Source organism: Bacillus sp. MUM 13 (assembly GCF_001866725.1).
Classification (GTDB): Bacteria; Bacillota; Bacilli; order Bacillales; family DSM-1321; genus Peribacillus.
The window spans coordinates 120039-141259 of sequence record NZ_MLYQ01000001.1 but is presented as its reverse complement, the minus strand read 5'-3'; the positions used below and the strand labels follow the sequence as shown (position 1 = coordinate 141259).

Below are 21221 nucleotides of genomic sequence, written 5' to 3'. Positions count from 1 at the left end.
ATCATTCCCCTTCCAGCATATCCGCGAGTTTTTGTTTGATTACCTCCAGCTGTGTATCAATGCTGGCATCAATGCGCCCGTTCTGGGATTCTATGATACAGCTGCCTTCATTCAAATCATGATCAGGGTAGACATAGAAATCAGTTTCTTTTGGAAATATGCTTAGCAGCTCTTCTTTTCGGGATAAAATGAATTCATAATGTGCCGGATGGACATGAAGCTGGATATCTCTATATTCCCTAGCATTTTTAATCGCTTTTTTTACTGCAGAAAAGAAATACTCTGAATCGGTTTCCATTGCTTTGCCGATAATTTTTTCAGCCACGGAAATGCCCAGCTCCAGAATGATTTTTTCTGAAGATTCAATATGCTGCTGATAATCTCTTTTTGAAGCTTCAACTACCGTTTTGGCAAACTCAATGGACTGAGACATTTCCCCGTAGCCTCTTTGCCTTCCAGACTCCAATCCTTCCTGGTAGCCTTGGTCAAATGCCTGCTGAATATATTGCTGTTTCTCAGTTTGTTCCCAGAAATCTTTCTGTGCCTGCGCTTCTTGGATTAATTCATTGGCCCTGTTCCTTGCCCTGTTCAGTATTTCTTCGGCTTCATGCCTTGCCTGTTCAGCTGTCTCGGCATGAGCATGGGCGGCATCAAGAGGATCATCTATGTCTTCTTCAGCATGTAAAAATGAACTGAATTCACGGATTTTAATAGTCTTATTCCCTGCTTTTTCTGCTGCCGCGTGATAAGACTTAATGATCCTAGACAATAATATCATCTCCTCCGCCACGGGCTACGACAATTTCCCCTGACTCTTCAAGCCTTCGAATAACAGCCACAATCCGAGACTGGGCCTCTTCCACATCTCTAAGGCGCACAGGACCCATATATTCCATTTCTTCCTGGAAGGTATCCACCATGCGTTTAGACATATTTTTGAAAACAATCTCTTTGACTTCTTCGCTTGCCACTTTAAGCGACAGCTTTAAATCTTCATTATCCGAATCACGTACAACTCTCTGGATGGCTCTTCCATCAAGCGTAACTATGTCCTCAAATACAAACATCCTTTTCTTGATTTCTTCTGCGAGCTCAGGATCCTGTATTTCAAGGGCATCAAGAATAGTCCGCTCTGTAGAACGGTCGACACCGTTCAATACATCCACTACCGCTTCCACACCGCCTGTTTGTGTGTAATCCTGTGTAACGGTTGCTGAAAGCTTTCTTTCAAGGATTTGTTCGACCTCATTGATTATTTCAGGAGATGTGCTGTCCATCAGTGCAATTCTTCTGGCGATATCCGCCTGAACCTCCTGAGGCAGTTCTGATAGGATCTGGCCTGCCTGTGCAGGGTCAAGATAGGATAGTATCAGCGCAATGGTTTGCGGATGTTCATTTTGTATAAAATTCAATATTTGGGCAGGATCCGCTTTTCTCGCAAAATCAAATGGCCGCACCTGCAGCGAAGACGTAAGCCGGTTGATAATGGCTGCTGCCTGATCTGTGCCAAGCGCCTTTTCAAGGACTTGCTTGGCATATCCAATCCCCCCTTGCGAAATGTAATCCTGTGCAAGAGCAATATTATGAAACTCATCCATAATTTCTTCTTTTTCCTGTGAATCTACTTTTCTCACTCCAGAAATTTCAAGTGTCAGCCGCTCAATTTCTTCCTCAGACAAATGCTTGTATACAGAAGCTGACACATCCGGTCCTAGGGAAATGAGCAGGATAGCTGCTTTTTGCTTTCCTGTAAGTCCGCCTTTTTTCTTTCTCTCGCTCAATTCATATCCTCCCTAATCTTCAGCAATCCAGCTTCTTAATAATTTAGCAAACTCATCTGGCTTTTCTTTGGCCAGTTTTTCAAGCTGTTTTCTTTTTAAGCCAGCTTCTGTTTCTATTTCATCATTGAGATCCGGTACATTTTGGATGGTTTCTTCTTCTTCCAGTATCTCCTCATATTCTGCAAGGCGTCTTGAGCGGATAAATAAGATCAGCAGAATAATGACTGCAAGCAGCAATACGCCTCCTGCTATATAGACCCACAATGGAATAGAAGCTTGTGCAGGCTGGGTAAAGGTGGTATTGCCATTGAAAGGCTGGACAGTAACTGAAATTTTATTTGCAATGTCCTGGTTGGTTAATGGCTGTGCATTAGCTCCCTTATCAATGGATGTACGCACAATAGTCCCAAGCATCTTCGTAATATCACTAACACGCGCCTGCGGCAGAGATGAAGGCTTATTTGGCTTTGGAGGCTCCACCATCACCTGAATCCCTAAATCTCTAACTTTATATGGACTTTCAACAATTTGTTTTTTAATTCTATTGACTTCATTATTAATCGTTTCTTCTTTTCGTTCATAATCCCCATTGCCGTCTGTTCCTGACACATAATTGGATGCAAGTGAATCGCCAGGATTTGAACCGGATGGCACTCCGCCTGCAGCACCTTTTCCTGTATACGTTTCATTAATTCTTTTTGCAGAGATGGCAATCCCGGCCATATTCGCTTTATCAACAGGTGTAACCAGATTTTCTTCTCTTTTCTCCTGTGTAAAGTCAATATCTGCCGTTACAGAAACGACAACCTTATTCTGGCCCATTAATGTTCCGAGCATGGTTTGAACCTGTCTTTGAATATCGCGTTCTATGCCTTTTTTCACTTCCTGCTGTGTGGCAAAAGTTGCACCTGCACCCGTATCGCTATCGCTTTTCAAGTCAAAATACTCAAAGTTTTGATTCATGATGACGATATTATCTGTAGGAAGGTTGGGAACACTTTTTGAAACCAAATGATAAAGTGCTTTGATCTGGCTATCCTCAAATTGATATCCAGGCTTTGTGTTAAGAACAATGGAAGCAGAAGCCTGTTCTTCGTTGTCGCTGACAAAAACGCCTTTTTCAGGAAGGGTGATCATGACCTTTGCATCATCCACTCCATCAATATTCTTTATTAAATCTGACAGCTCTGTTTGCATGGCATCCAATTTGAGTACACCAAATTCATTTTCTGTCATGCCCATTCCGGCATTTTGGCCAAAAAATGAATAGTCGATGCTTCCGGACTTCGGAATACCTTCAGCAGCCAGCTCAACCTTCAGCGTATCCACACTGTCATCAGGAACCATGATTGTCTTTCCGCCATCTGCAATTTGCGATTGTATTCCTTTGCCATCCAGATTTGCTTTTATATTGCCTGTCTCTGATGGTGATAAATTGCTGTATAACGGAACAAGTGTAGTTCTTGAAGTCAGGAATACGGTTAGTGCAATAATAAGGGCCACTAATCCAAGAATGCCAAAAAAGATTGTTTTCTGCTTTTTGGTGCTCCCGGACCAGTAACCAGTAATTCTATTTTTAAAGTTTAATAATGCTTCATTCATTTCAATCCCCCGGTTAATCTCTTTGAATTTATGACAGGACAGTGATTTCTATCCTGCACATCGTTTCCTGGAACTTGAGAGGTTTCAAAATGAAGCTATATATTCATTCTCATCATTTCCTGATATGCTTCTACCACTTTATTTCGTACCTCAAGTGCTGCCTGCATAGTGATGCTCGCCTGCTGGGAAGCGATCATTACCTGGTGCAGATCAACGTTTTCGCCATTGGCAAGCTTTTGAGTCAATGTATCCGAATTCACCTGTGCTTCGTTTACTTTTTCAATAGAATCCTTCAGTACGGACGCAAAACTTTTTTGAGATTCATTTGGTGCAGCCGACTGGGCTTTTGTATTTCCTGCAGCAAAAATGCTGTTTCCCGGGTTCAGGTTTATTCCCTGCATTCTATCATTCTCCTGTCTATGTGCTTATAAAGGGCTATGGGGTGGCAATTTCCCCGAATCATAATCACTAGCCCCACAGTACCTATTTACTTCCCGATTTCAAGGGCCTTCATCAGCATGCCTTTAGAAGCGTTAAAAACTGTGACATTTGCTTCATATGACCTTGTAGCGCTAATCAGGTCCGTCATTTCCCTTAATGGATCGACATTCGGCATTTCGACATACCCATTCGCATTGGCATCCGGATTTTCAGGATCATACACAAGTTTAAATGGCGTTTGATCTTCTGCAATCTTCGTTACTTCCATGCCTCCGCCGGCACCTTGTCCATTTTGTCCGGCTGCTGCGTTCAAAAAGGATGAAAATTGGGTTTCCTTCGGCTGTATGACAGCCATTTTCCTTCTGTACGGTTCCCATTTTCCATTCACAAAATTTGCTCTTGATGTATCGGCATTGGCCATATTCGAAGAGATAATATCCATTCTGAGCCTTTGCCCTGTAAGAGCTGAAGCTGTTGTATTTAAACTTTGAAACATTCCCATTACTTACCGCCCCTTATTATTGTTTGAAGCGACTGGAACTTCCCGCTGATTAAATCAGAGGCAGCGTTATAATAGATCTGGTTGGATGCTAAATCACTCATTTCCTTATCTATATCCACACTGTTGCCATTGCTGTTGTACTGAACATTCTGCCTTGTTATCACACCCTGGCTTGACTGGTCCCCTGAAAAATCAAAATGTCTCGCATCCGTCCTATATGCTTTAATAGATGAATCCAATGCATCCTGAAACGATCCTTTAGTTACATCTTCAGCTTTATAATTGGGAGTATCTGCATTCGCGATGTTCTGTGAAAGCACTTTTTGTTTTAAACTGGAATAATCCAGTGCGCTTTCCAGCGACTGAAATGTATTTGAAAATAATTTCATTTCTTTCACCCCTTCTGGAAAGGAATTTTAAATATCTCATTTCGTAACAAAAAAAACATAATATAGTAACTATTGTAATGAAATCCAACCGTTCTGTCTATGAAGTATCGACAAAACTTCGTAAGATAAAAGGCCTATTTTTGTCGATAAATGTTAATTAATACCTTTAAAACCCAATATTTACAATAAGTTTTCCTTATTTTTTCCTGTAAAGTAGCCCTTTTTTCCCCCTTCGACATAATTCACTATATTTCCCCTGCACCTTTTACTACATATTGAACATTACAATACTCTTCTTATAATGCTTTCTGCTTATTTTTTTGACAATAAATAATATTACAATATATTTGTTAAAATGATAAGGATATTTATGTATTATTTTTATTTTTTTCCGAGAGGCAGGGATGCATTTTCTCGGCAATTTCATTCCACTGTTGATATGGCTTCGACTTCAATGCCCATCTCAAAAGGCAAGTGATATCTTCCTTCAAAAGCTTGAGTAGTGATTGAAGGTCGTATAATAATTACTTTTTTGCAGGGAAACTCTCAAAGGTATTTCTCTTTCAAATGATGTTTGGGCAAAAAAAAAACAGCCCGAGGGCTGTTTTTTAATGGTTTTTCAATTTTTCAAGCTCGACAAGGAATTTATCATTTAATACTTTGATATATGTCCCTTTCATTCCCAGTGAACGAGACTCGATTACTCCCGCACTTTCCAGCTTCCTTAGCGCGTTAACAATTACAGAACGTGTGATTCCCACTCTGTCAGCAATTTTTGAAGCGACCAAAAGGCCTTCATTTCCTTTCAATTCTTCAAAAATATGCTCAATTGCTTCCAGCTCACTGTATGAAAGCGAGCTGATTGCCATTTGGACAACTGCTTTGCTTCTTGCTTCTTCTTCGATCTCTTCTGCTTTTTCGCGAAGGATTTCCATGCCGACTACAGTTGCGCCATATTCAGCAAGAATTAAGTCATCGTCATGGAATTTTTCTTCAAGCCTTGCAAGAATCAATGTACCAAGTCTTTCGCCTCCGCCAATAATCGGAACAATGGTTGTCAGGCCGCTTGCGAATAACTCCTTGTTTTCCACAGGGAATGCTGTATATTCGCTGTTTACATCCAAGTTGGAAGATGTGGACTGGATATTGAAAAGATTTTTAGTATATTCTTCTGGAAATTGTCTGTCTTCAAGCATCTGGACCATGCGTTCGTTCTCAATCTGCTGATTGATTGCAAAGCCTAATAGCTTTCCCCGTCTGCTAACAACAAACACATTTGATTCGATTACTTCACTGAGACTTTCAGCCATTTCCTTAAAATTAACTGGCTGGCCGGCTGCATTCTGCAGCATGCTATTGATTTTTCTTGTTTTACCTAATAAATTCATTTAATTGTTCCTCCTAGAAATCCTTGTTTCATGTACCGCTCTTATATAATATTTAATCTTGGTGTGTTTACTGATAAAGAGAAACAGGCATTTATTGTGACTGTACCCTATGTTTATAAAGTGAAACTTGTCGTCCCGGGTTATAATATGAACTGGCTTAAATCTTTATTGCGGGAAATGGAGCCTAGCTTATCTTCCACATATTTAGGCGTGATGGTTACTTTTTGCATGGAAATTTCAGGGGCTTCAAACGATAAATCCTCTAAAAGCCTTTCCATGATGGTATGCAGCCGTCTGGCGCCAATATTGTCTGTATTCTGATTCACTTCAAAGGCCACTTCTGCAATCTTATGAATAGCATCGTCAGAAAATTCAATTTCTATACCTTCTGTTTCCAATAATGCTATATATTGTTTGATAAGGGCATTATCGGGTTCGTGAAGGATGCGGACAAAGTCATCCACTGTCAATTTTGCAAGCTCCACCCTGATTGGAAATCTTCCCTGCAGTTCTGGAATCAAATCTGAGGGCTTTGCAATATGAAATGCTCCTGCTGCCATAAACAATACATGATCTGTTTTAACAGAACCGTATTTCGTGACTACGGTAGAGCCTTCTACGATTGGCAGGATGTCACGCTGAACGCCTTCTCGTGAAACATCAGCTGATGAACCTCCTGATTGTTTGCTTGCAATCTTATCAATTTCATCGATAAAAATAATGCCTGTTTGCTCAGCACGGAAAACGGCTTCCTGTGTGACCTCATCCATATCGATCAGCTTGCCCGCTTCTTCATTTGTCAGAACCGTCCTTGCTTCGCTTACCTTTAATTTGCGCTTCTTTTTCTTTTTAGGCATCAGGCTTCCGAGAGCATCCTGCATGTTCATACCCATCTGCTCCATGCCGGATCCCTGAAGCATATCAAACATAGAAGCCTGCTGCTCCTCAACTTCTACGGTAATCAGCTCATTTTCGAGTTCGCCTTTTGCCAGCTTCTCAGATACCACTCTTCGCTTTTCATACAGTGAGCTGTCTTCTGCACTGAAATCAGACTGCTGCTGGGAACTTTCATTATTCCCTCCAAAGAAGACTTCTAGAGGGTTTTTAAAATTTGCCTGCTTTTTAGAAGAAGGAACAAGCAATTCAATAAGGCGGCGGTTTGCGTTTTCTTCAGCCCGTTCCTTAACGTTTGCCTTTTTTTCTTCTTTAACCAGCCGGATCGATGTTTCCATCAGGTCACGGACCATAGATTCAACGTCCCTGCCTACATATCCGACTTCTGTAAATTTTGTTGCTTCAACCTTTATAAATGGGGCACCTACCAGCTTAGCCATCCTGCGGGCAATTTCCGTCTTTCCTACACCCGTCGGACCGATCATCAGGATATTTTTTGGAACTATTTCATCCCTGAGCTCTTCCTGCAGAAGGGTCCGCCTGTAACGGTTTCTCAAAGCAACAGCAACTGCGCGTTTAGCATCCCGCTGTCCAACGATATATTGATCAAGTTTTTCAACAATTTGCCTAGGCGTTAAATCCGTTTTGTTTGCCATTATGAAACAGCTCCTCTCTTACAGCTCTTCAACGATAATGTTTGTATTTGTAAATACACAGATCTCTGAAGCAATTTGCAGGGCGGATTGCGCAATTTCTTTTGCGGTCAAAGTTTCTCCCGAGAAGCGTTTTAATGCCCTCCCTGCAGAAAGGGCATAATTGCCGCCCGATCCTATTGCAAGGATGCCATCATCAGGTTCAATGACCTCACCAGTCCCTGAAACGAGCAGAAGATCCTTTTCATCCATGACAATGAGCATAGCCTCAAGCTTCCTCAAAATATTATCACTGCGCCATTGTTTCGCCAGTTCCACTGCTGCACGCTGAAGATTGCCGTTATACTCTTCAAGCTTAGACTCAAACATGTCAAACAAGGTAAAAGCATCAGCAACTGAGCCTGCAAACCCAGCGAGGACTTTTCCATGAAAGATCCTTCTGACTTTTCTTGCAGTATGCTTCATAACAACCGAATTTCCTAATGTTACTTGTCCGTCTCCCGACATAGCGCTTTGTCCCTTATGCTTGACTGCAAATATCGTTGTTGCATGAAATTCACCCATAAAAATTCTCCTTTTTTATCCCGCATTAATAATCCCCCGATTTAAACATGAAAGTTATCAGAGAAGCTTTGCGGGGAGTAATCGTCAAATCCCTGTTAGTTCAGCTGCCGGCCAGAGAAAACGAAAAGAAATTTCCGGACGGAGCTTCACTTTATGCTCTTGGATGTGATGCGTTATATACTTTCCGCAATTGCTCTTTGGTAACATGAGTATAAATTTGAGTGGAAGATATTTTGGAATGGCCCAAAAGCTCCTGTACGGTCCTTAAATCTGCACCATTGTTAAGCAAATGTGTTGCAAAAGAATGTCTGAGCATATGCGGATGAAGCTTTCCTTCACCTGCCGCTTTTTTAATGACGCCATTCAGGATATAACGCAGCCCCCTGGCAGTAAGGGGGTCCCCCCGAAAATTCACTAACAGGTAAGGATGGGTTTTCGTTTTGGATGACATGAGTTCCGGCCTTGAATTCTGTATGTACTTAGTGAGAGCCTCTGAAGCAAAGCTGCCGATTGGAACATAACGGTCTTTTTTTCCTTTTCCATGCACAAGGACAGTGCCCATCGAAAAATCCAGATCCAGGAGTTTTATATCACAGCATTCGCTCACACGGATACCTGTGGCATAAAGAAGCTCCAGCAAAGCAGCATCTCTCAGCCCTAAAGGCGTCTTTTGATCGATTGCCTGAAACAGCTGATTCATTTCTTCTTCATACAAAAACCTTGGGAGCCTTTGTTCTTTTTTAGGAAGAGAAACAAGGGCAAAGGGATTCTCCCCTGCAAGTCCTTCACGCATTAAGAATTTGTAAAAGCTTCTTAAACAGGAGGTCTTCCGGGCAACCGTCTTTTTGGAAAGGCCTTTTTCATACATCATGGTCAAATATAGCCTGGCATCAGAATATTGTACGGATAACAAGGATTTTATACCTTGTTCATTCATGAACAAGGTATATTCACCGATGTCTCTCGTGTAATTTTCAATTGTATAGTGTGAACTGTTTTTCTCAATTTGGAGATATTCAATAAACACTTTTACACATTGATCTATTTCTGCCATGCAAACACCCCACAAAGGCTACTAAATAGTAACATAATTTAAAACGGCAGGCAAATAATTTTACAAATTTTTCATAAAGTTCTGAATTGTTTCCAATGCCCGCTGTGCATGCTGTTCATTTCGTTCTTTTTTCCCTCTGATTTTTTGTTCCAATTCAGGGAAAAGCCCGAAGTTGGCATTCATCGGCTGGAAGCTTTTTGCGTTTGTTGATGTTATATATTTTGCCATGCTTCCCATTGCGGTTTCCGCCGGAAAAACTACCGGTTCTTCACCAAGGGCCATTCTTGCAGCATTGATTCCTGCAACCAGCCCAGAAGCAGCAGATTCAACATAGCCTTCCACACCAGTCATTTGGCCAGCAAAGAATAAATCATCGCGATTGGCAAACTGGTAAGTCGGCTTAAGCACCTTAGGGGAATTTATGAACGTATTTCTGTGCATAACGCCATAACGTACGATTTCAGCATTCTCAAGTCCCGGAATAAGCTGAAGCACTTCTTTTTGCGGTCCCCATTTAAGGTGTGTCTGAAAACCGACAATATTGTAAAGTGTTCCTGCAGCATCATCCTGGCGCAATTGAACTACTGCATATGGTCTCTTCCCTGTTTTCGGGTCTTCTAACCCAACTGGTTTAAGAGGGCCGAACAGCATGGTCTTTTTGCCTCTAGAAGCCATTACCTCAATCGGCATGCAGCCTTCGAAGAATATTTCCTTTTCAAATTCCTTCAACGGTACAGTTTCTGCAGCAATCAGCGCTTCATAAAACCGGTTAAATTCTTCTTCAGTCATTGGGCAATTCAAATATGCGGCTTCCCCTTTATCGTACCGTGACTTTAAATATACCTTATTCATATCAATGCTGTCTTTTTCAAGAATCGGTGCTGCAGCATCATAAAAATATAAATACTCTTCATCCATGATTTCTGCAAGCTTTTCCGAAAGTGCTTTACTTGTTAATGGACCGCTGGCAATGATTGTCGGCCCTTGGGGTATTTCTGTCATTTCTTCATTAATTACAGTTACATTGGGATGGTTTTTTACCAGCTCCGTTACTCTTCCTGCAAATTCATGCCGGTCTACTGCAAGTGCACCGCCGGCTGGAACCGCACAGGCATCAGCAGAGGAAATAATGATAGAGTCCAGGTAACGCATTTCTTCCTTTAATACACCGACTGCATTTGTCAGAGTGTTGGCTCTCAATGAATTACTGCAGACTAATTCAGCAAATTTTTCAGTATGATGGGCAGGTGTCTGCTTTACCGGCCTCATTTCGTATAAATTAACCTTTACTCCCCTTTTGGCAAGCTGCCATGCTGCCTCGCTTCCGGCAAGTCCTGCCCCGATTACATTAACGATAGCTTCTTTCATTTTACGAACCTCCATGCAAAGATATGATAAAACAGGAACATTTACAAATTTTATATAGTTTTAGTTCAATTCAGAAAGTAAAATACATCAGCAGGCAAAGATGAATTATATAGCTTTTTTCAATACCTTGTCCACTGGATTTGTTCAATTTAGTGCCAATTATTAAAAATAACAGTTTTGCGCCTCAAATTCGCCTGTTAAAATCCAAAAATTCCAGTTTTGCCCTTTTTGTGAATCAACAAGAAAAAGGCGAGCTCTCGCTCACCTTTTTTATCAAGCCTGCGGCGATTCTTTGTAGTCACATTGCATACATTGAACCTGTACGCCTTTTTTGAGTTTTTTCTCGACAAGTGTGCCTTCGCATTTAGGACAGGATCTTGGCAGCGGCTTATCCCAGGAAATAAATTCACAGCTTGGATATCTGTCACAGCCATAAAATATCCTGCGTTTTTTGCTTTTTCTTTCAATGATATTTCCCTCGTGGCACAGCGGGCATTTCACTCCAATTTCTTTGACGATTGCCTTTGTATTCCTGCAATCAGGAAAATTGCTGCACGCCATGAATTTTCCATAGCGCCCCATTTTAAATACCATCGGATGGCCGCATTCTTCACAATCTTCGCCTGCAGGTTCATCCTTGATTTCAACCTTCTCCATTTCAGCCTCGGCTTTGGCAAGGTGTGTTTCAAAATCCCGGTAAAATTCATCAATCACTTTAATCCATTGGGTATTGCCGTCTTCGACACTATCGAATTCCTGCTCCATTTTCGCAGTGAATTCTGCATCTAATATATCAGGGAAAAATTCCAAAATCAATTCCAGGACAATTTCACCAAGCTCAGTAGGGATAAAACGTTTGTTATCCAGACTGACATATCCTCTTTTTTGAATGGTATCCAGTGTCGGAGCATAAGTGGACGGCCTGCCTATACCAAGCTCTTCCATCGTTTTAACTAGCCTTGCTTCCGTATAGCGTGGCGGCGGCTGGGTAAAATGCTGTTTTGGCTCAATGTCTTTTGAGAAGACCTTGTCTCCTTTTTTCAGATCGGGAAGCAGATTATCTTTTTCTTCTACTCCATCATCCGTGCCTTCAACATATACCTTCATAAAGCCAGGAAACTTTATCTTCGAGCCATTTGCCCTGAACCGTACTTCTTCATTCTGCAGATCTACACTCATTGTATCCATTACAGCAGGGGCCATTTGGCTTGAAACAAACCGCTCCCAGATGAGTTTATACAGCCTGAATTGATCTCTGGATAAATATTCCTTCAGCGAGGCAGGTTCTTTTAGCGTGCTTGTCGGCCTGACTGCCTCATGGGCATCCTGTGCATTACTTTGCTTATTATCCTTTTTCTGATTGCTTCCAATGAATTCAGAGCCATATGTTGTTTCGATATAGCTCCTGGATTCCTGTTTCGCTACATCAGAAATTCTGGTTGAATCTGTTCTCATATATGTAATGAGACCAACCGTTCCTTCTTTTCCAAGCTCAATTCCTTCGTAAAGCTGCTGTGCAAGCATCATCGTCTTTTTAGCACGGAAGTTCAATTTCCTTGCAGCTTCCTGCTGAAGTGAAGATGTAGTAAATGGCGAAGCAGGATTCCGTTTACGTTCCTTTTTAGATACATCTGAAACAGTAAAATCATTGCCTTTTAGCTTTTCCAGGACATTATTTACATCTTCCTCAGAATTCAGGGAAATACGTTCGCCATCAAGGCTGAAAAAGGAACCTTCAAACTGTTCTTTTCCCTTCGCAAATTCCGATTTAATCGTCCAGTATTCTTCTGGAATAAAGGCAGTGATTTCTTTTTCCCTGTCAATGATCATCCGGACTGCAACAGATTGCACGCGGCCAGCGCTTAGTCCCTTTTTTACTTTTTTCCAGAGAAGAGGGCTTATATTATATCCTACAAGACGGTCAAGAACCCTTCTCGCCTGCTGGGCATCAACAAGATTCATATTGATGGGGCGGGGTGATTTAAAGGATTCTTTAATGGCATCCTTTGTTATTTCATTGAAAACCACCCGGCAGTCCGAGTTAACATCAACATCAAGACTGTGGGCGAGATGCCAGGCAATTGCTTCACCTTCTCTGTCGGGGTCAGCTGCGAGATAGATCTTTTTCGCCTTTTTAGCAGCGGTTTTCAATTCTTTCAAAACAGGTCCTTTTCCCCGTATTGTTATATATTTAGGTTCAAATTCATGTTCAACGTCAACACCCATTTGGCTTTTCGGCAAATCCCGTATATGCCCCATGGAAGCTTTCACTTTATATTTTTTTCCAAGATATTTTTCTATGGTCTTCGCCTTGGCCGGCGACTCCACGATCACTAAGTATTCTGACATCCAAAAAGTCCTCCTCAAGAGGTAATATAAATCTTCACTATTATTAATCATAAAAATTTCATTTGTCAATGTTTCTTTATATAAAGAAAAGGATTTTACCGCTTATTGGCTTTGCGTGATCCATTTTTTCAGGCAGCTTAACTTTCATTTTTTGTAAAAAAAGTTTCTTCTATTATATAGTTTCTATCTATGCCATTGTACGGACACAGTATATTGATTTCAAGCTGCCGCAAAAGATGTGCCTGTTGCAAAACTTATAACAGTTTTATAATAATTTCAACCCTTTTAACTTATATTCCTATGATTTTTGTAAAATATTTATAATTCCCTCATTAATTAGGAGACTATGGAACGAATACAGCAGCAAAGCAATTTAAAATTCTTCTTCAATATCCGAGCTTGTCTGCACCAGCTTCGCGCCTTCTTTAATTAAAAAATTTGTACCTTCTGATTCTTTGCTGATAATATTGCCTGGAAGTGCGAAGACCTCCCTTCCCTGCTCAAGAGCACATTGTGCTGTAATCAGCGAACCGCTTTTTATCTTGGCCTCAACCACAAATACACCTCTCGACAGTCCGCTGATGATCCTGTTTCTCACCGCAAACATCCAGGGTTCAGGCCTCCTTGAAGGAGGGATTTCTGAAATCAGGGCACCTTTTTTCATAATTTCAATACCCAGGGGTATATTATTTTTCGGGTAAATGTGAAAGTGCCCTCCCCCTAATACACCGATTGTTTTCCCGTTTTCCTTTAGTGCAATCCTATGGGAAATTTCATCAATTCCTGCGGCTAAACCGCTGATAATGACAAAGTTCTTCTTCATAAGAGGCGGAAGCAGCATTTTTAAAGCCTCTGCACCGTATTGTGAAGGCTTTCTGGCTCCTACTACACCTAAACCGTTCTTACTGTTTAATAAGCAGCTGTCACCCTTTAAATAAAGAACCCATGGCGGGTCAAAAATTTGTTTAAGCAGTTCGGGATAGTCAGAATCTATAATCGTTATAGCGGAAATACCGTTATTTTCATATTGTTTCAACAGTTTTTGAATATTAATTGAATGAAGGTCACAGTAGAACTCTGTCAATTTGTTTTGGGGGAGGGGGAGGATTTGCTTCCATTCATCGTGCGTTCTGGTGAAAATAGTCTGAAGTGACGGATCGATGCTTATTATTTTTTTAATTGTTTTCCAGCCTGCACCGCGGCAATGATGCAAATGGATCAGTTTTTGATTAATATCCATGAAGGCCACTCCTTATATGGGGGATTTTTCCGGGGATAAGACCTGATATAAGATAAGACATATGAAGGCTTAATGCTTCTTCGCCAAATATGCCGCAAAAGTATGTTTGGCAGCTTTAAATGTGTAAAAATCGCCCCCCTGTTCACCGGGGGACGATTTTTACATTAATGTGTTTTGCAAGTTTCGTAGATGCCTTGTTCTTTTAATACTGAAATAAGTGTTTCACCCATTACGGATGGTGTTTCAGCCACTTTGATTCCGCATTCATTCATAACACGGATCTTTTCATCAGCCGTTCCTTTTCCGCCGGAAATGATAGCTCCCGCATGGCCCATGCGCTTGCCAGCTGGAGCAGTCCTTCCGCCGATGAATCCTACAACAGGCTTCGTCATGTTTTCTTTAACCCACTGTGCAGCTTCTTCCTCAGCTGTTCCGCCGATTTCTCCAATCATGATAACAGCATGTGTCTCAGGATCTTCATTGAAGGCTTTTAGCACGTCGATAAAATCCGTTCCATTAACAGGATCTCCGCCGATGCCTACTGCAGAAGACTGTCCTACCCCTGCCTGTGACAATTGGTGAACAGCTTCGTAAGTTAAAGTTCCAGAACGGGATACTACGCCCACATGGCCTTTGGTATGGATATACCCAGGCATTATGCCGATTTTACATTCACCCGGAGTGATGACACCCGGACAGTTTGGTCCGACCAAACGTGTTTTCTTGCCTTCCATATAGCGCTTAACTTTTACCATATCAAGAACTGGGATGTGTTCAGTTATGCATATGGCCAAATCAAGTTCCGCATCAACAGCTTCAAGGATTGCATCTGCCGCGAAAGGTGCCGGCACATAAATTACAGAAGCATTTGCGCCTGTTTGTTTCACTGCTTCAGCGACTGTGTTATAAACCGGAACGCCTTCAGCTTCTGTGCCGCCTTTGCCTGGTGTTACGCCGGCAACAATCTGTGTTCCGTATTCAAGCATTTGTTTTGTATGAAATAAAGCCGTTGAACCGGTGATGCCTTGAACAATGACTTTAGTGTCCTTATTAATAAATACGCTCATTTATTGGTTCCCCCTGACTGTTATCCTACAAGTGATACGATTTTTTGTGCACCGTCTGCCATTGATTCTGCAGCGGTGATATTCAATCCGGATTCTTTTAAAATCTGCTTTCCAAGCTCAACATTGGTGCCCTCAAGGCGCACTACAAGAGGAACTTCGAGGCCAAGCTGCTTGGCTGCTTCAACAACGCCGGTGGCAATGATGTCGCACTTCATGATTCCGCCGAAAATATTAACAAAGATTCCTTTAACATTTTTATCAGAAAGGATGATCTTAAAGGCCTCTGTCACTTTTTCTGCTGTAGCGCCGCCGCCAACATCAAGGAAGTTAGCAGGATCTCCGCTGTAATGCTTGATAATGTCCATAGTGGCCATTGCAAGGCCCGCTCCATTTACCATACATCCGATATTTCCATCAAGTGAAATATAGCTGAGGTCATATTTGGAAGCTTCAATCTCTTTTGGATCTTCTTCTTCCAAATCGCGGTACGCTATAATATCCTTATGGCGGAATAAAGCGTTGTCATCAAAGTTCAGCTTGGCATCAAGCGCCATAACATTACCGTCTCCTGTAACTACAAGCGGATTGATTTCAGCGATTGAGCAGTCTTTTTCAATAAAAGCTGTATATAATCCGGTCATGAATTTGACCGCTTTATTAATCAGTTCTTTAGGGATGTTGATATTAAAGGCAATTCTTCTTGCCTGGAAGCCGGTTAATCCGACAATTGGATCGATATATTCCTTGAAGATTTTCTCTGGCGTTTTTTCTGCCACTTCTTCAATTTCAGTTCCGCCTTCTTCGGATGCCATAAGCACAACCTGGGAAGTCGCACGGTCAAGCACAAGGCCTACGTAATATTCTTTCTTGATATCGCAGCCTTCTTCAATTAGTAAACGCTTAACTTCTTTGCCTTCAGGACCTGTTTGGTGTGTAACAAGCGTTTTCCCCAGAATTTCCTGTGCATATGTACGTGCTTCATCAAGATTCTTTGCTACCTTGACTCCGCCGGCTTTACCGCGGCCTCCCGCATGGATTTGAGCCTTAACGACAACAACATTTGTTCCTAGTTCCTGAGCTGCTTCCACTGCTTCTTCAACAGTAAATGCAACACGGCCATTGGGAACAGATACCCCGTATTGTCTGAGGATCTCTTTTCCTTGATACTCATGGATATTCATCTTTCATCCTCCTTGTCAACTAAAAAAGCATTCTTAAAATATACTGCATGTTCGTATTAAACTAGTATTTGCTTCAGCATATGCAAATAATGCTGAATTGCAAAATTAGACTGCGCTATTATTGTATAGAAAGTATAATTAGTTGTCTACTATAACCTATCAAAATATTAAAACTTGTCGAAGAAATCTTTATTGTTTGGCCAATAATATAAATGCCTGCCCTCCTCCTACAAAACGCAGCAGGGGCAGATCTTCCTCGACTACCTCCCCGATAACATTTATACAAGAATCTTCCGGAAGATCCCGTTTAGTTATCTGCAGCTCACCCTGATACCTGCCATAAAGCCGGTTATCAATGGTGATGCTTCCTTTTTTTCTCTCAGCAGGGGATACAGGCTCTATAACCAGCTTTTTTTCCGCAGCATAAGGTCTTGTATTTTGCGAACGTACTGCATCCCTGGCAGAATCTGTCCGGTTAATATGGTCAAGGGCGAGAATTTCCCTTGTTTCGGGTGTATCCGAATAAATGCGGCAGCGCAAAGGAATCTGATTCTTTTCATAAATGGAGAATTTGTTAAGAGTCTCTTCTTTAAGAGTTAAATCACCAATGAATACTTTATCAGCAAAACATTCATGTTTCAGTTCTAAGAAGGCCTCAAACGGATCAGCTCCACGGTGTTTTTCCAAGCTCGGAAGTCCTTTGAAAATTGGCCCTCTCTGTACTCCGTCTCCGGGTACGAATGCCATAACGGTAAATCCCTTCTCCTTGAGCCATTTGTTCCTGCTCGTAAAATCTTCCTTCCCAAGACCAGTTTCCGGCCTCGGATAATAGTTATGCCACGCCTCTGCCATGCTGAAATCCATGGAGCAGTCTTTTAATTCCTGATAAAGCCTATCGTCAATCGTACTGGCATTAAGGGCAATTTTCATCGTTTTTGAAAGGCGGGCTATCACTTTGGGATCTACCCCATAATCCATGCGCAAGCCGGTTATCCCCCATTCCAGAAGATCAGGCAGACTCTCATAAGTGATGTTCAAATTTTCAAGCGTGACAGGTGAGATATCGGCAATAAGCTCCATGCCGTTTTCCTTTGCCTGCCATCCCAATTCCTTAAGCAAAGCCAAATGCTGAGTGGCATCATCCTCTGGGATATGAAGCGATGTAAAAATGGAACGGAATCCAGACTGTGACATGTCTCTTATAAATTTCTCCTGAATATTCCCGCTTTGCTTTCCGAGATAAACAGATATTCCAAGCATGTAAACCATCTCCTTTTTATCCGTATGAATTGCCCCGTGCTGAAAGTACAATGATCTAAATAGCCCCAAGTATTTAAAAAGATCTATGGAGCATTTGCGGATTTCAGCAAACAAAAAGGAGAGAAAATTCTCCCCTTCTTTATCACTTAATATTTTTTGCCATGCTTTCTTTAAAGCCAAAAAGATAAGTGAAAATGAAACCGCCTAAATAAGCGATAATGATGCCGATTATATACTGCAGATATTTATCCTGAATCAGCGGTATAAGTGATAAACCAGATACCCCCATACCCACAGACGCTGTTCCTGCAAATGCCTGGAAAGCACCTCCGGCAGCACCTCCGAGACAGGCTGTCAAAAATGGTCTGCCAAGCGGAAGGGTAACTCCGTATAAAAGCGGTTCGCCTATGCCTAAGAAGCCAACCGGCAGGGCGCCCTTAATGACATTTCTGAGTTTTCTGTTTTTTGTTTTTGTAAATACAGCAATGGCTGCACCCACCTGTCCTGCTCCGGCCATGGCAAGTATTGGAAGCAGAGGAGTGGCTCCCGTGCTTGTAATGAACTCCGCATGAATCGGCGTAAGTCCCTGGTGAAGCCCGACCATAACAAGAGGAAGGAAGGTTCCTGCCAAAATTGCTCCTGCGAAGACGCCGCCAATGTCAAGAATGCCTTTTATCCCCGTTGTGATGCCTGTTGACAAATAGCCCGCCAAAGGCTGGATGGCTAAAAGTGTTAAGAATCCTACAAATAAGACCGTAATCAGCGGTGTAATAATAATGTCTACAGAATTTGGCACAATCTTTCTGATTCTTTTTTCTGTTGCGCTCATAAGCCATGCTGCGAAAATAACAGCAAATAATCCGCCCCTTCCCGGGACAAGTGCTTCATGAAACAAGGTTATTGTTGCAAGTGCAGGGTTGAAAACAAATATACCGGCAATTGCCCCGAGAGCAGGGGTGCCCCCAAACTCTTTAGCGGTATTCCAGCCTACCAGAACTCCCAGGTAGGCAAATATCCCTCCTCCCATAAAGAGAAGGAGCTGCAGAATGATATTATTTTTATCTGCTCCTGCATTCAGGCAAAAGTTAGCAATCCCGTTTATTATGCCCGATGCTACAAGAGCTGGAATAAGCGGTATAAAAATATTTCCAATCTTGCGGAGCAAATTTTTGAAAGGCGTATTATTTTTTGCTTTAATATCACTGTGTACCCTTTCTGCGGTGCCTTCATCAATTTCATCATGTTCACCAAGGCTTAAGCCTGTCAGGCTGCACATTTCTGCCGCAACTTTGTTTACTGTACCGGGACCGACTACAATTTGAAGGGTTTGGTCTTCAATTACCCCCATGACTCCTTCAATATCCTTCAGGCCTCCGATATCGGCGAGCCCATCGTTTTTAAGATCCAGCCTTAGCCTTGTCATACAATGAGCTATCCGGCTTATATTAGATTTTCCGCCAACTTTTTCAGAAATCTCCTCAGCCAGCCTCTGTTCTTTCCTCATACTTTTCCCCCCTGTCTCCCTTTTGCAGAACAAGCCTGCATCCTGTCCTTAGATATATATTCTTCATTGCCAATTTCATGTATCCGCTGTCCTGTCAGGCCGTTTAAAGCGCTTTTCGGATAAATCCCTCTGCTTCAGACAGCCTTTTTACGGCCTCGTCATATGTACAGTTTGTCAAAATCATGACAATGGCCGTTTTAACATGGCCCCCTGATTCCTTATAGTATCTTTCGGCTGTTTCATAATCAGTTTCCGCTGCCTGCATGATTATTCTTTTGGCACGCTCCACAAGCTTTTGATTTGTTGGCTGTACATCTACCATCAGATTTTTATATACCTTCCCGATGCCAATCATTGCAGCTGTGGAAATCATATTCAATATCATCTTCTGGGCTGTCCCTGCCTTCAATCTCGTCGACCCTGTCAGTATTTCACTGCCGGTATCCGCCTCTACGGCAATATCCGCATACTTTGAGATTTCTGCATTTTTATTGCAGGAAATACTGCCGGAAACTGCTCCCCTGCTCTTCGCAAATTTCAGTCCGCCTATCACATAAGGAGTCCTGCCGCTTGCTGCAATTCCGACAACAACATCGTTTGCGCTTAAAGATAATGCTGTTAAATCCATTTTTGCAAGCTCTTCTGAGTCCTCCGCTCCTTCAACAGCGGTCATGATGGCCTTTTCTCCGCCGGCAATCAGTCCATGCACCATGGAACTTACAGTGCCGAAAGTTGGCGGGCACTCAGCAGCATCCAGAATGCCGAGGCGTCCTGACGTTCCTGCTCCTAAATAAATAAGCCTTCCGCCTTTTTTTAAAGCTTCCACAGTATGCTTTACAATTCGTTCAATCTGCGGCAATTCACTGTGTATGGCCGCTGGGACCGACCTATCTTCTTCATTCATCACTTGAAGAACTTCCCTTACAGTCATTTCATCCAGATTCATCGTGTTCTCGTTGCGGTTTTCTGTGGACAGTCTTTCAAGCACCGAATCACCTCTCTCATATTGTTTGCGCTTTCATTATAACGCATCGAGAAATTATAAATCAATATTTCTATTAAAATATATGAATTATAATTTCATAAAATACATTCTGCCTTCGTTATTTTCTCTTTGACAGGATTTCCTTGGATTTATGAATGGATGGATAAATCTCTTTCCCTATTTCATGAAAAAGACTTAAATATAATGCATCAATAATGTTAAGCTGTGCCATTCTCGATGCAATGCTCCCCACTCTCTGTTCTTCCTCAACATCAGGTATGCACAGCTTGATATCAGCCATCTTATATAATGGACTCTTTCTTAACGCTGTGATGGCTGCCGTTATAACTCCCTGTTCTTTGGCATACTGTGCAAGCTCTATGCTTTCTTTTGTTTTACCGGAAGTGCTGATGATAACAAGCAAGTCACCCTGTTTCATCATGGACAGCTGTGATACAGCATAGTGAAAATCTGAAGAGGCAGTAGCATTCAGGCCTAATTTCATAAATTTGTATTGAGCATCAATGGCAGGGGGAAACGAACCTCCCACACCAAAAAAAGCAATTTTATTTGCGGATTTCAAATGTGATGCCGCCTGTTCAAACTCTCTTTTATCCAGTGTATGGGTGGATAATTCTATAGCACTTTTATTAAGGTAGGTCACCTTCTGAAACAGGCTGAGAGGGGTGTCCTCTGTTTCAAACAAGGCAAAATGATTGATATTTTCGTCCCCTATTGTATTCTCTTTTGCCAGCATAATCTTCAGCATTTTGAAATTTCCCGCACCTATCGTTTTGCAGAACCTAACGACGCTGGCCTCGCTTGAATCGCTTTGTTTCGCCAATTCTCTGGTGGTCATGGTTGGTATAAAACCTGGATGATCCAGAATATATCCCGCTACTTTTCCTTCTGCATCAGTAAACAGCGAGAGATTTTTCCTGATTTTTGCAAGAATACTAATTTCATTCATTATACTGTTCTCCTTTTTGTATTCAGCAA

Annotated in this window: 19 protein-coding genes; all 19 read right to left on the bottom strand. The window is 41.9% G+C overall.

What is annotated here, in order from left to right; translation table 11 throughout:
- Position 1 precedes the first annotated feature (1 nt).
- Entirely contained in the window at positions 2 to 778 is a 777-nt protein-coding gene (fliH, locus tag BIV59_RS00670) for a flagellar assembly protein FliH (protein ID WP_139194275.1), read from the bottom strand.
- On the bottom strand, positions 762 to 1781 hold the full coding sequence (fliG, locus tag BIV59_RS00665; RefSeq protein ID WP_071349501.1) for a flagellar motor switch protein FliG: 1020 nt from the start codon (positions 1779 to 1781) through the stop codon (positions 762 to 764). The genes fliH and fliG overlap by 17 nt, the downstream gene beginning before the upstream one ends.
- Positions 1782 to 1793: 12 nt before the next feature.
- Positions 1794 to 3383 (bottom strand): flagellar basal-body MS-ring/collar protein FliF, encoded by a 1590-nt coding sequence (gene fliF / locus BIV59_RS00660; RefSeq protein ID WP_071349500.1) that lies wholly within the window; start codon positions 3381 to 3383, stop codon positions 1794 to 1796.
- A 95-nt stretch (positions 3384 to 3478) separates the two neighbouring features.
- Positions 3479 to 3784 carry a flagellar hook-basal body complex protein FliE gene (fliE, locus tag BIV59_RS00655; protein ID WP_071349499.1) on the bottom strand — a complete coding sequence of 102 codons (306 nt, stop codon included), beginning with the start codon at positions 3782 to 3784 and terminating at the stop codon, positions 3479 to 3481.
- An 86-nt stretch (positions 3785 to 3870) separates the two neighbouring features.
- On the bottom strand, positions 3871 to 4326 hold the full coding sequence (gene flgC, locus BIV59_RS00650; protein ID WP_071349498.1) for a flagellar basal body rod protein FlgC: 456 nt from the start codon (positions 4324 to 4326) through the stop codon (positions 3871 to 3873).
- A complete protein-coding gene (gene flgB / locus BIV59_RS00645; RefSeq protein ID WP_071349497.1) occupies positions 4326 to 4715 on the bottom strand; it encodes a flagellar basal body rod protein FlgB in 390 nt (129 codons plus the stop codon). The genes flgC and flgB overlap by 1 nt, the downstream gene beginning before the upstream one ends.
- 608 nt (positions 4716 to 5323) lie before the next feature.
- Positions 5324 to 6103 (bottom strand): GTP-sensing pleiotropic transcriptional regulator CodY, encoded by a 780-nt coding sequence (codY, locus tag BIV59_RS00640; protein WP_071349496.1) that lies wholly within the window; start codon positions 6101 to 6103, stop codon positions 5324 to 5326.
- Positions 6104 to 6243: 140 nt separating this feature from the next.
- Positions 6244 to 7653 carry an HslU--HslV peptidase ATPase subunit gene (gene hslU, locus BIV59_RS00635; protein ID WP_071349495.1) on the bottom strand — a complete coding sequence of 470 codons (1410 nt, stop codon included), beginning with the start codon at positions 7651 to 7653 and terminating at the stop codon, positions 6244 to 6246.
- 18 nt (positions 7654 to 7671) lie between these two features.
- Positions 7672 to 8214, bottom strand: coding sequence for an ATP-dependent protease subunit HslV (gene hslV / locus BIV59_RS00630; protein WP_071349494.1), 543 nt, complete (start codon positions 8212 to 8214; stop codon positions 7672 to 7674).
- A gap of 151 nt (positions 8215 to 8365) precedes the next feature.
- Positions 8366 to 9268 carry a tyrosine recombinase XerC gene (gene xerC, locus BIV59_RS00625; protein ID WP_071349493.1) on the bottom strand — a complete coding sequence of 301 codons (903 nt, stop codon included), beginning with the start codon at positions 9266 to 9268 and terminating at the stop codon, positions 8366 to 8368.
- Positions 9269 to 9328: 60 nt separating this feature from the next.
- On the bottom strand, positions 9329 to 10636 hold the full coding sequence (trmFO, locus tag BIV59_RS00620; RefSeq protein ID WP_071349492.1) for an FADH(2)-oxidizing methylenetetrahydrofolate--tRNA-(uracil(54)-C(5))-methyltransferase TrmFO: 1308 nt from the start codon (positions 10634 to 10636) through the stop codon (positions 9329 to 9331).
- Positions 10637 to 10909: 273 nt separating this feature from the next.
- Positions 10910 to 12985, bottom strand: a complete 2076-nt coding sequence (gene topA / locus BIV59_RS00615; RefSeq protein WP_071349491.1) for a type I DNA topoisomerase — start codon at positions 12983 to 12985, stop codon at positions 10910 to 10912.
- 373 nt (positions 12986 to 13358) lie between these two features.
- The gene (gene dprA / locus BIV59_RS00610; protein ID WP_071349490.1) at positions 13359 to 14225 is read right to left on the bottom strand and encodes a DNA-processing protein DprA; all 867 of its coding nucleotides are present in this window, start codon (positions 14223 to 14225) and stop codon (positions 13359 to 13361) included.
- A 164-nt stretch (positions 14226 to 14389) separates the two neighbouring features.
- Positions 14390 to 15292, bottom strand: coding sequence for a succinate--CoA ligase subunit alpha (sucD, locus tag BIV59_RS00605; protein WP_071349489.1), 903 nt, complete (start codon positions 15290 to 15292; stop codon positions 14390 to 14392).
- Positions 15293 to 15312: 20 nt separating this feature from the next.
- A complete protein-coding gene (gene sucC, locus BIV59_RS00600) occupies positions 15313 to 16473 on the bottom strand; it encodes an ADP-forming succinate--CoA ligase subunit beta (RefSeq protein ID WP_071349488.1) in 1161 nt (386 codons plus the stop codon).
- A 189-nt stretch (positions 16474 to 16662) separates the two neighbouring features.
- Positions 16663 to 17733, bottom strand: coding sequence for a DUF871 domain-containing protein (locus tag BIV59_RS00595; RefSeq protein ID WP_071349566.1), 1071 nt, complete (start codon positions 17731 to 17733; stop codon positions 16663 to 16665).
- Positions 17734 to 17875: 142 nt separating this feature from the next.
- Entirely contained in the window at positions 17876 to 19237 is a 1362-nt protein-coding gene (locus BIV59_RS00590; protein ID WP_071349487.1) for a PTS transporter subunit EIIC, read from the bottom strand.
- Between the two features lie 103 nt (positions 19238 to 19340).
- A complete protein-coding gene (murQ, locus tag BIV59_RS00585; protein WP_071349486.1) occupies positions 19341 to 20225 on the bottom strand; it encodes an N-acetylmuramic acid 6-phosphate etherase in 885 nt (294 codons plus the stop codon).
- A gap of 115 nt (positions 20226 to 20340) precedes the next feature.
- Positions 20341 to 21192, bottom strand: a complete 852-nt coding sequence (locus BIV59_RS00580) for a MurR/RpiR family transcriptional regulator (RefSeq protein WP_071349485.1) — start codon at positions 21190 to 21192, stop codon at positions 20341 to 20343.
- Positions 21193 to 21221: the final 29 nt, after the last annotated feature.

Coding starts and splice junctions, on each gene's coding strand:
- codY (WP_071349496.1), bottom strand. CDS start 6,103: ATGAATTTATTAGGTAAAACAAGAAAAATCAATAGCATGCTGCAGAAT.
- dprA (WP_071349490.1), bottom strand. CDS start 14,225: ATGGATATTAATCAAAAACTGATCCATTTGCATCATTGCCGCGGTGCA.
- flgC (WP_071349498.1), bottom strand. CDS start 4,326: ATGGGAATGTTTCAAAGTTTAAATACAACAGCTTCAGCTCTTACAGGG.
- trmFO (WP_071349492.1), bottom strand. CDS start 10,636: ATGAAAGAAGCTATCGTTAATGTAATCGGGGCAGGACTTGCCGGAAGC.
- flgB (WP_071349497.1), bottom strand. CDS start 4,715: ATGAAATTATTTTCAAATACATTTCAGTCGCTGGAAAGCGCACTGGAT.
- sucD (WP_071349489.1), bottom strand. CDS start 15,292: ATGAGCGTATTTATTAATAAGGACACTAAAGTCATTGTTCAAGGCATC.
- BIV59_RS00590 (WP_071349487.1), bottom strand. CDS start 19,237: ATGAGGAAAGAACAGAGGCTGGCTGAGGAGATTTCTGAAAAAGTTGGC.
- topA (WP_071349491.1), bottom strand. CDS start 12,985: ATGTCAGAATACTTAGTGATCGTGGAGTCGCCGGCCAAGGCGAAGACC.
- fliH (WP_139194275.1), bottom strand. CDS start 778: ATGATATTATTGTCTAGGATCATTAAGTCTTATCACGCGGCAGCAGAA.
- BIV59_RS00580 (WP_071349485.1), bottom strand. CDS start 21,192: ATGAATGAAATTAGTATTCTTGCAAAAATCAGGAAAAATCTCTCGCTG.
- xerC (WP_071349493.1), bottom strand. CDS start 9,268: ATGGCAGAAATAGATCAATGTGTAAAAGTGTTTATTGAATATCTCCAA.
- sucC (WP_071349488.1), bottom strand. CDS start 16,473: ATGAATATCCATGAGTATCAAGGAAAAGAGATCCTCAGACAATACGGG.
- hslU (WP_071349495.1), bottom strand. CDS start 7,653: ATGGCAAACAAAACGGATTTAACGCCTAGGCAAATTGTTGAAAAACTT.
- hslV (WP_071349494.1), bottom strand. CDS start 8,214: ATGGGTGAATTTCATGCAACAACGATATTTGCAGTCAAGCATAAGGGA.
- fliF (WP_071349500.1), bottom strand. CDS start 3,383: ATGAATGAAGCATTATTAAACTTTAAAAATAGAATTACTGGTTACTGG.
- BIV59_RS00595 (WP_071349566.1), bottom strand. CDS start 17,733: ATGCTTGGAATATCTGTTTATCTCGGAAAGCAAAGCGGGAATATTCAG.
- fliE (WP_071349499.1), bottom strand. CDS start 3,784: ATGCAGGGAATAAACCTGAACCCGGGAAACAGCATTTTTGCTGCAGGA.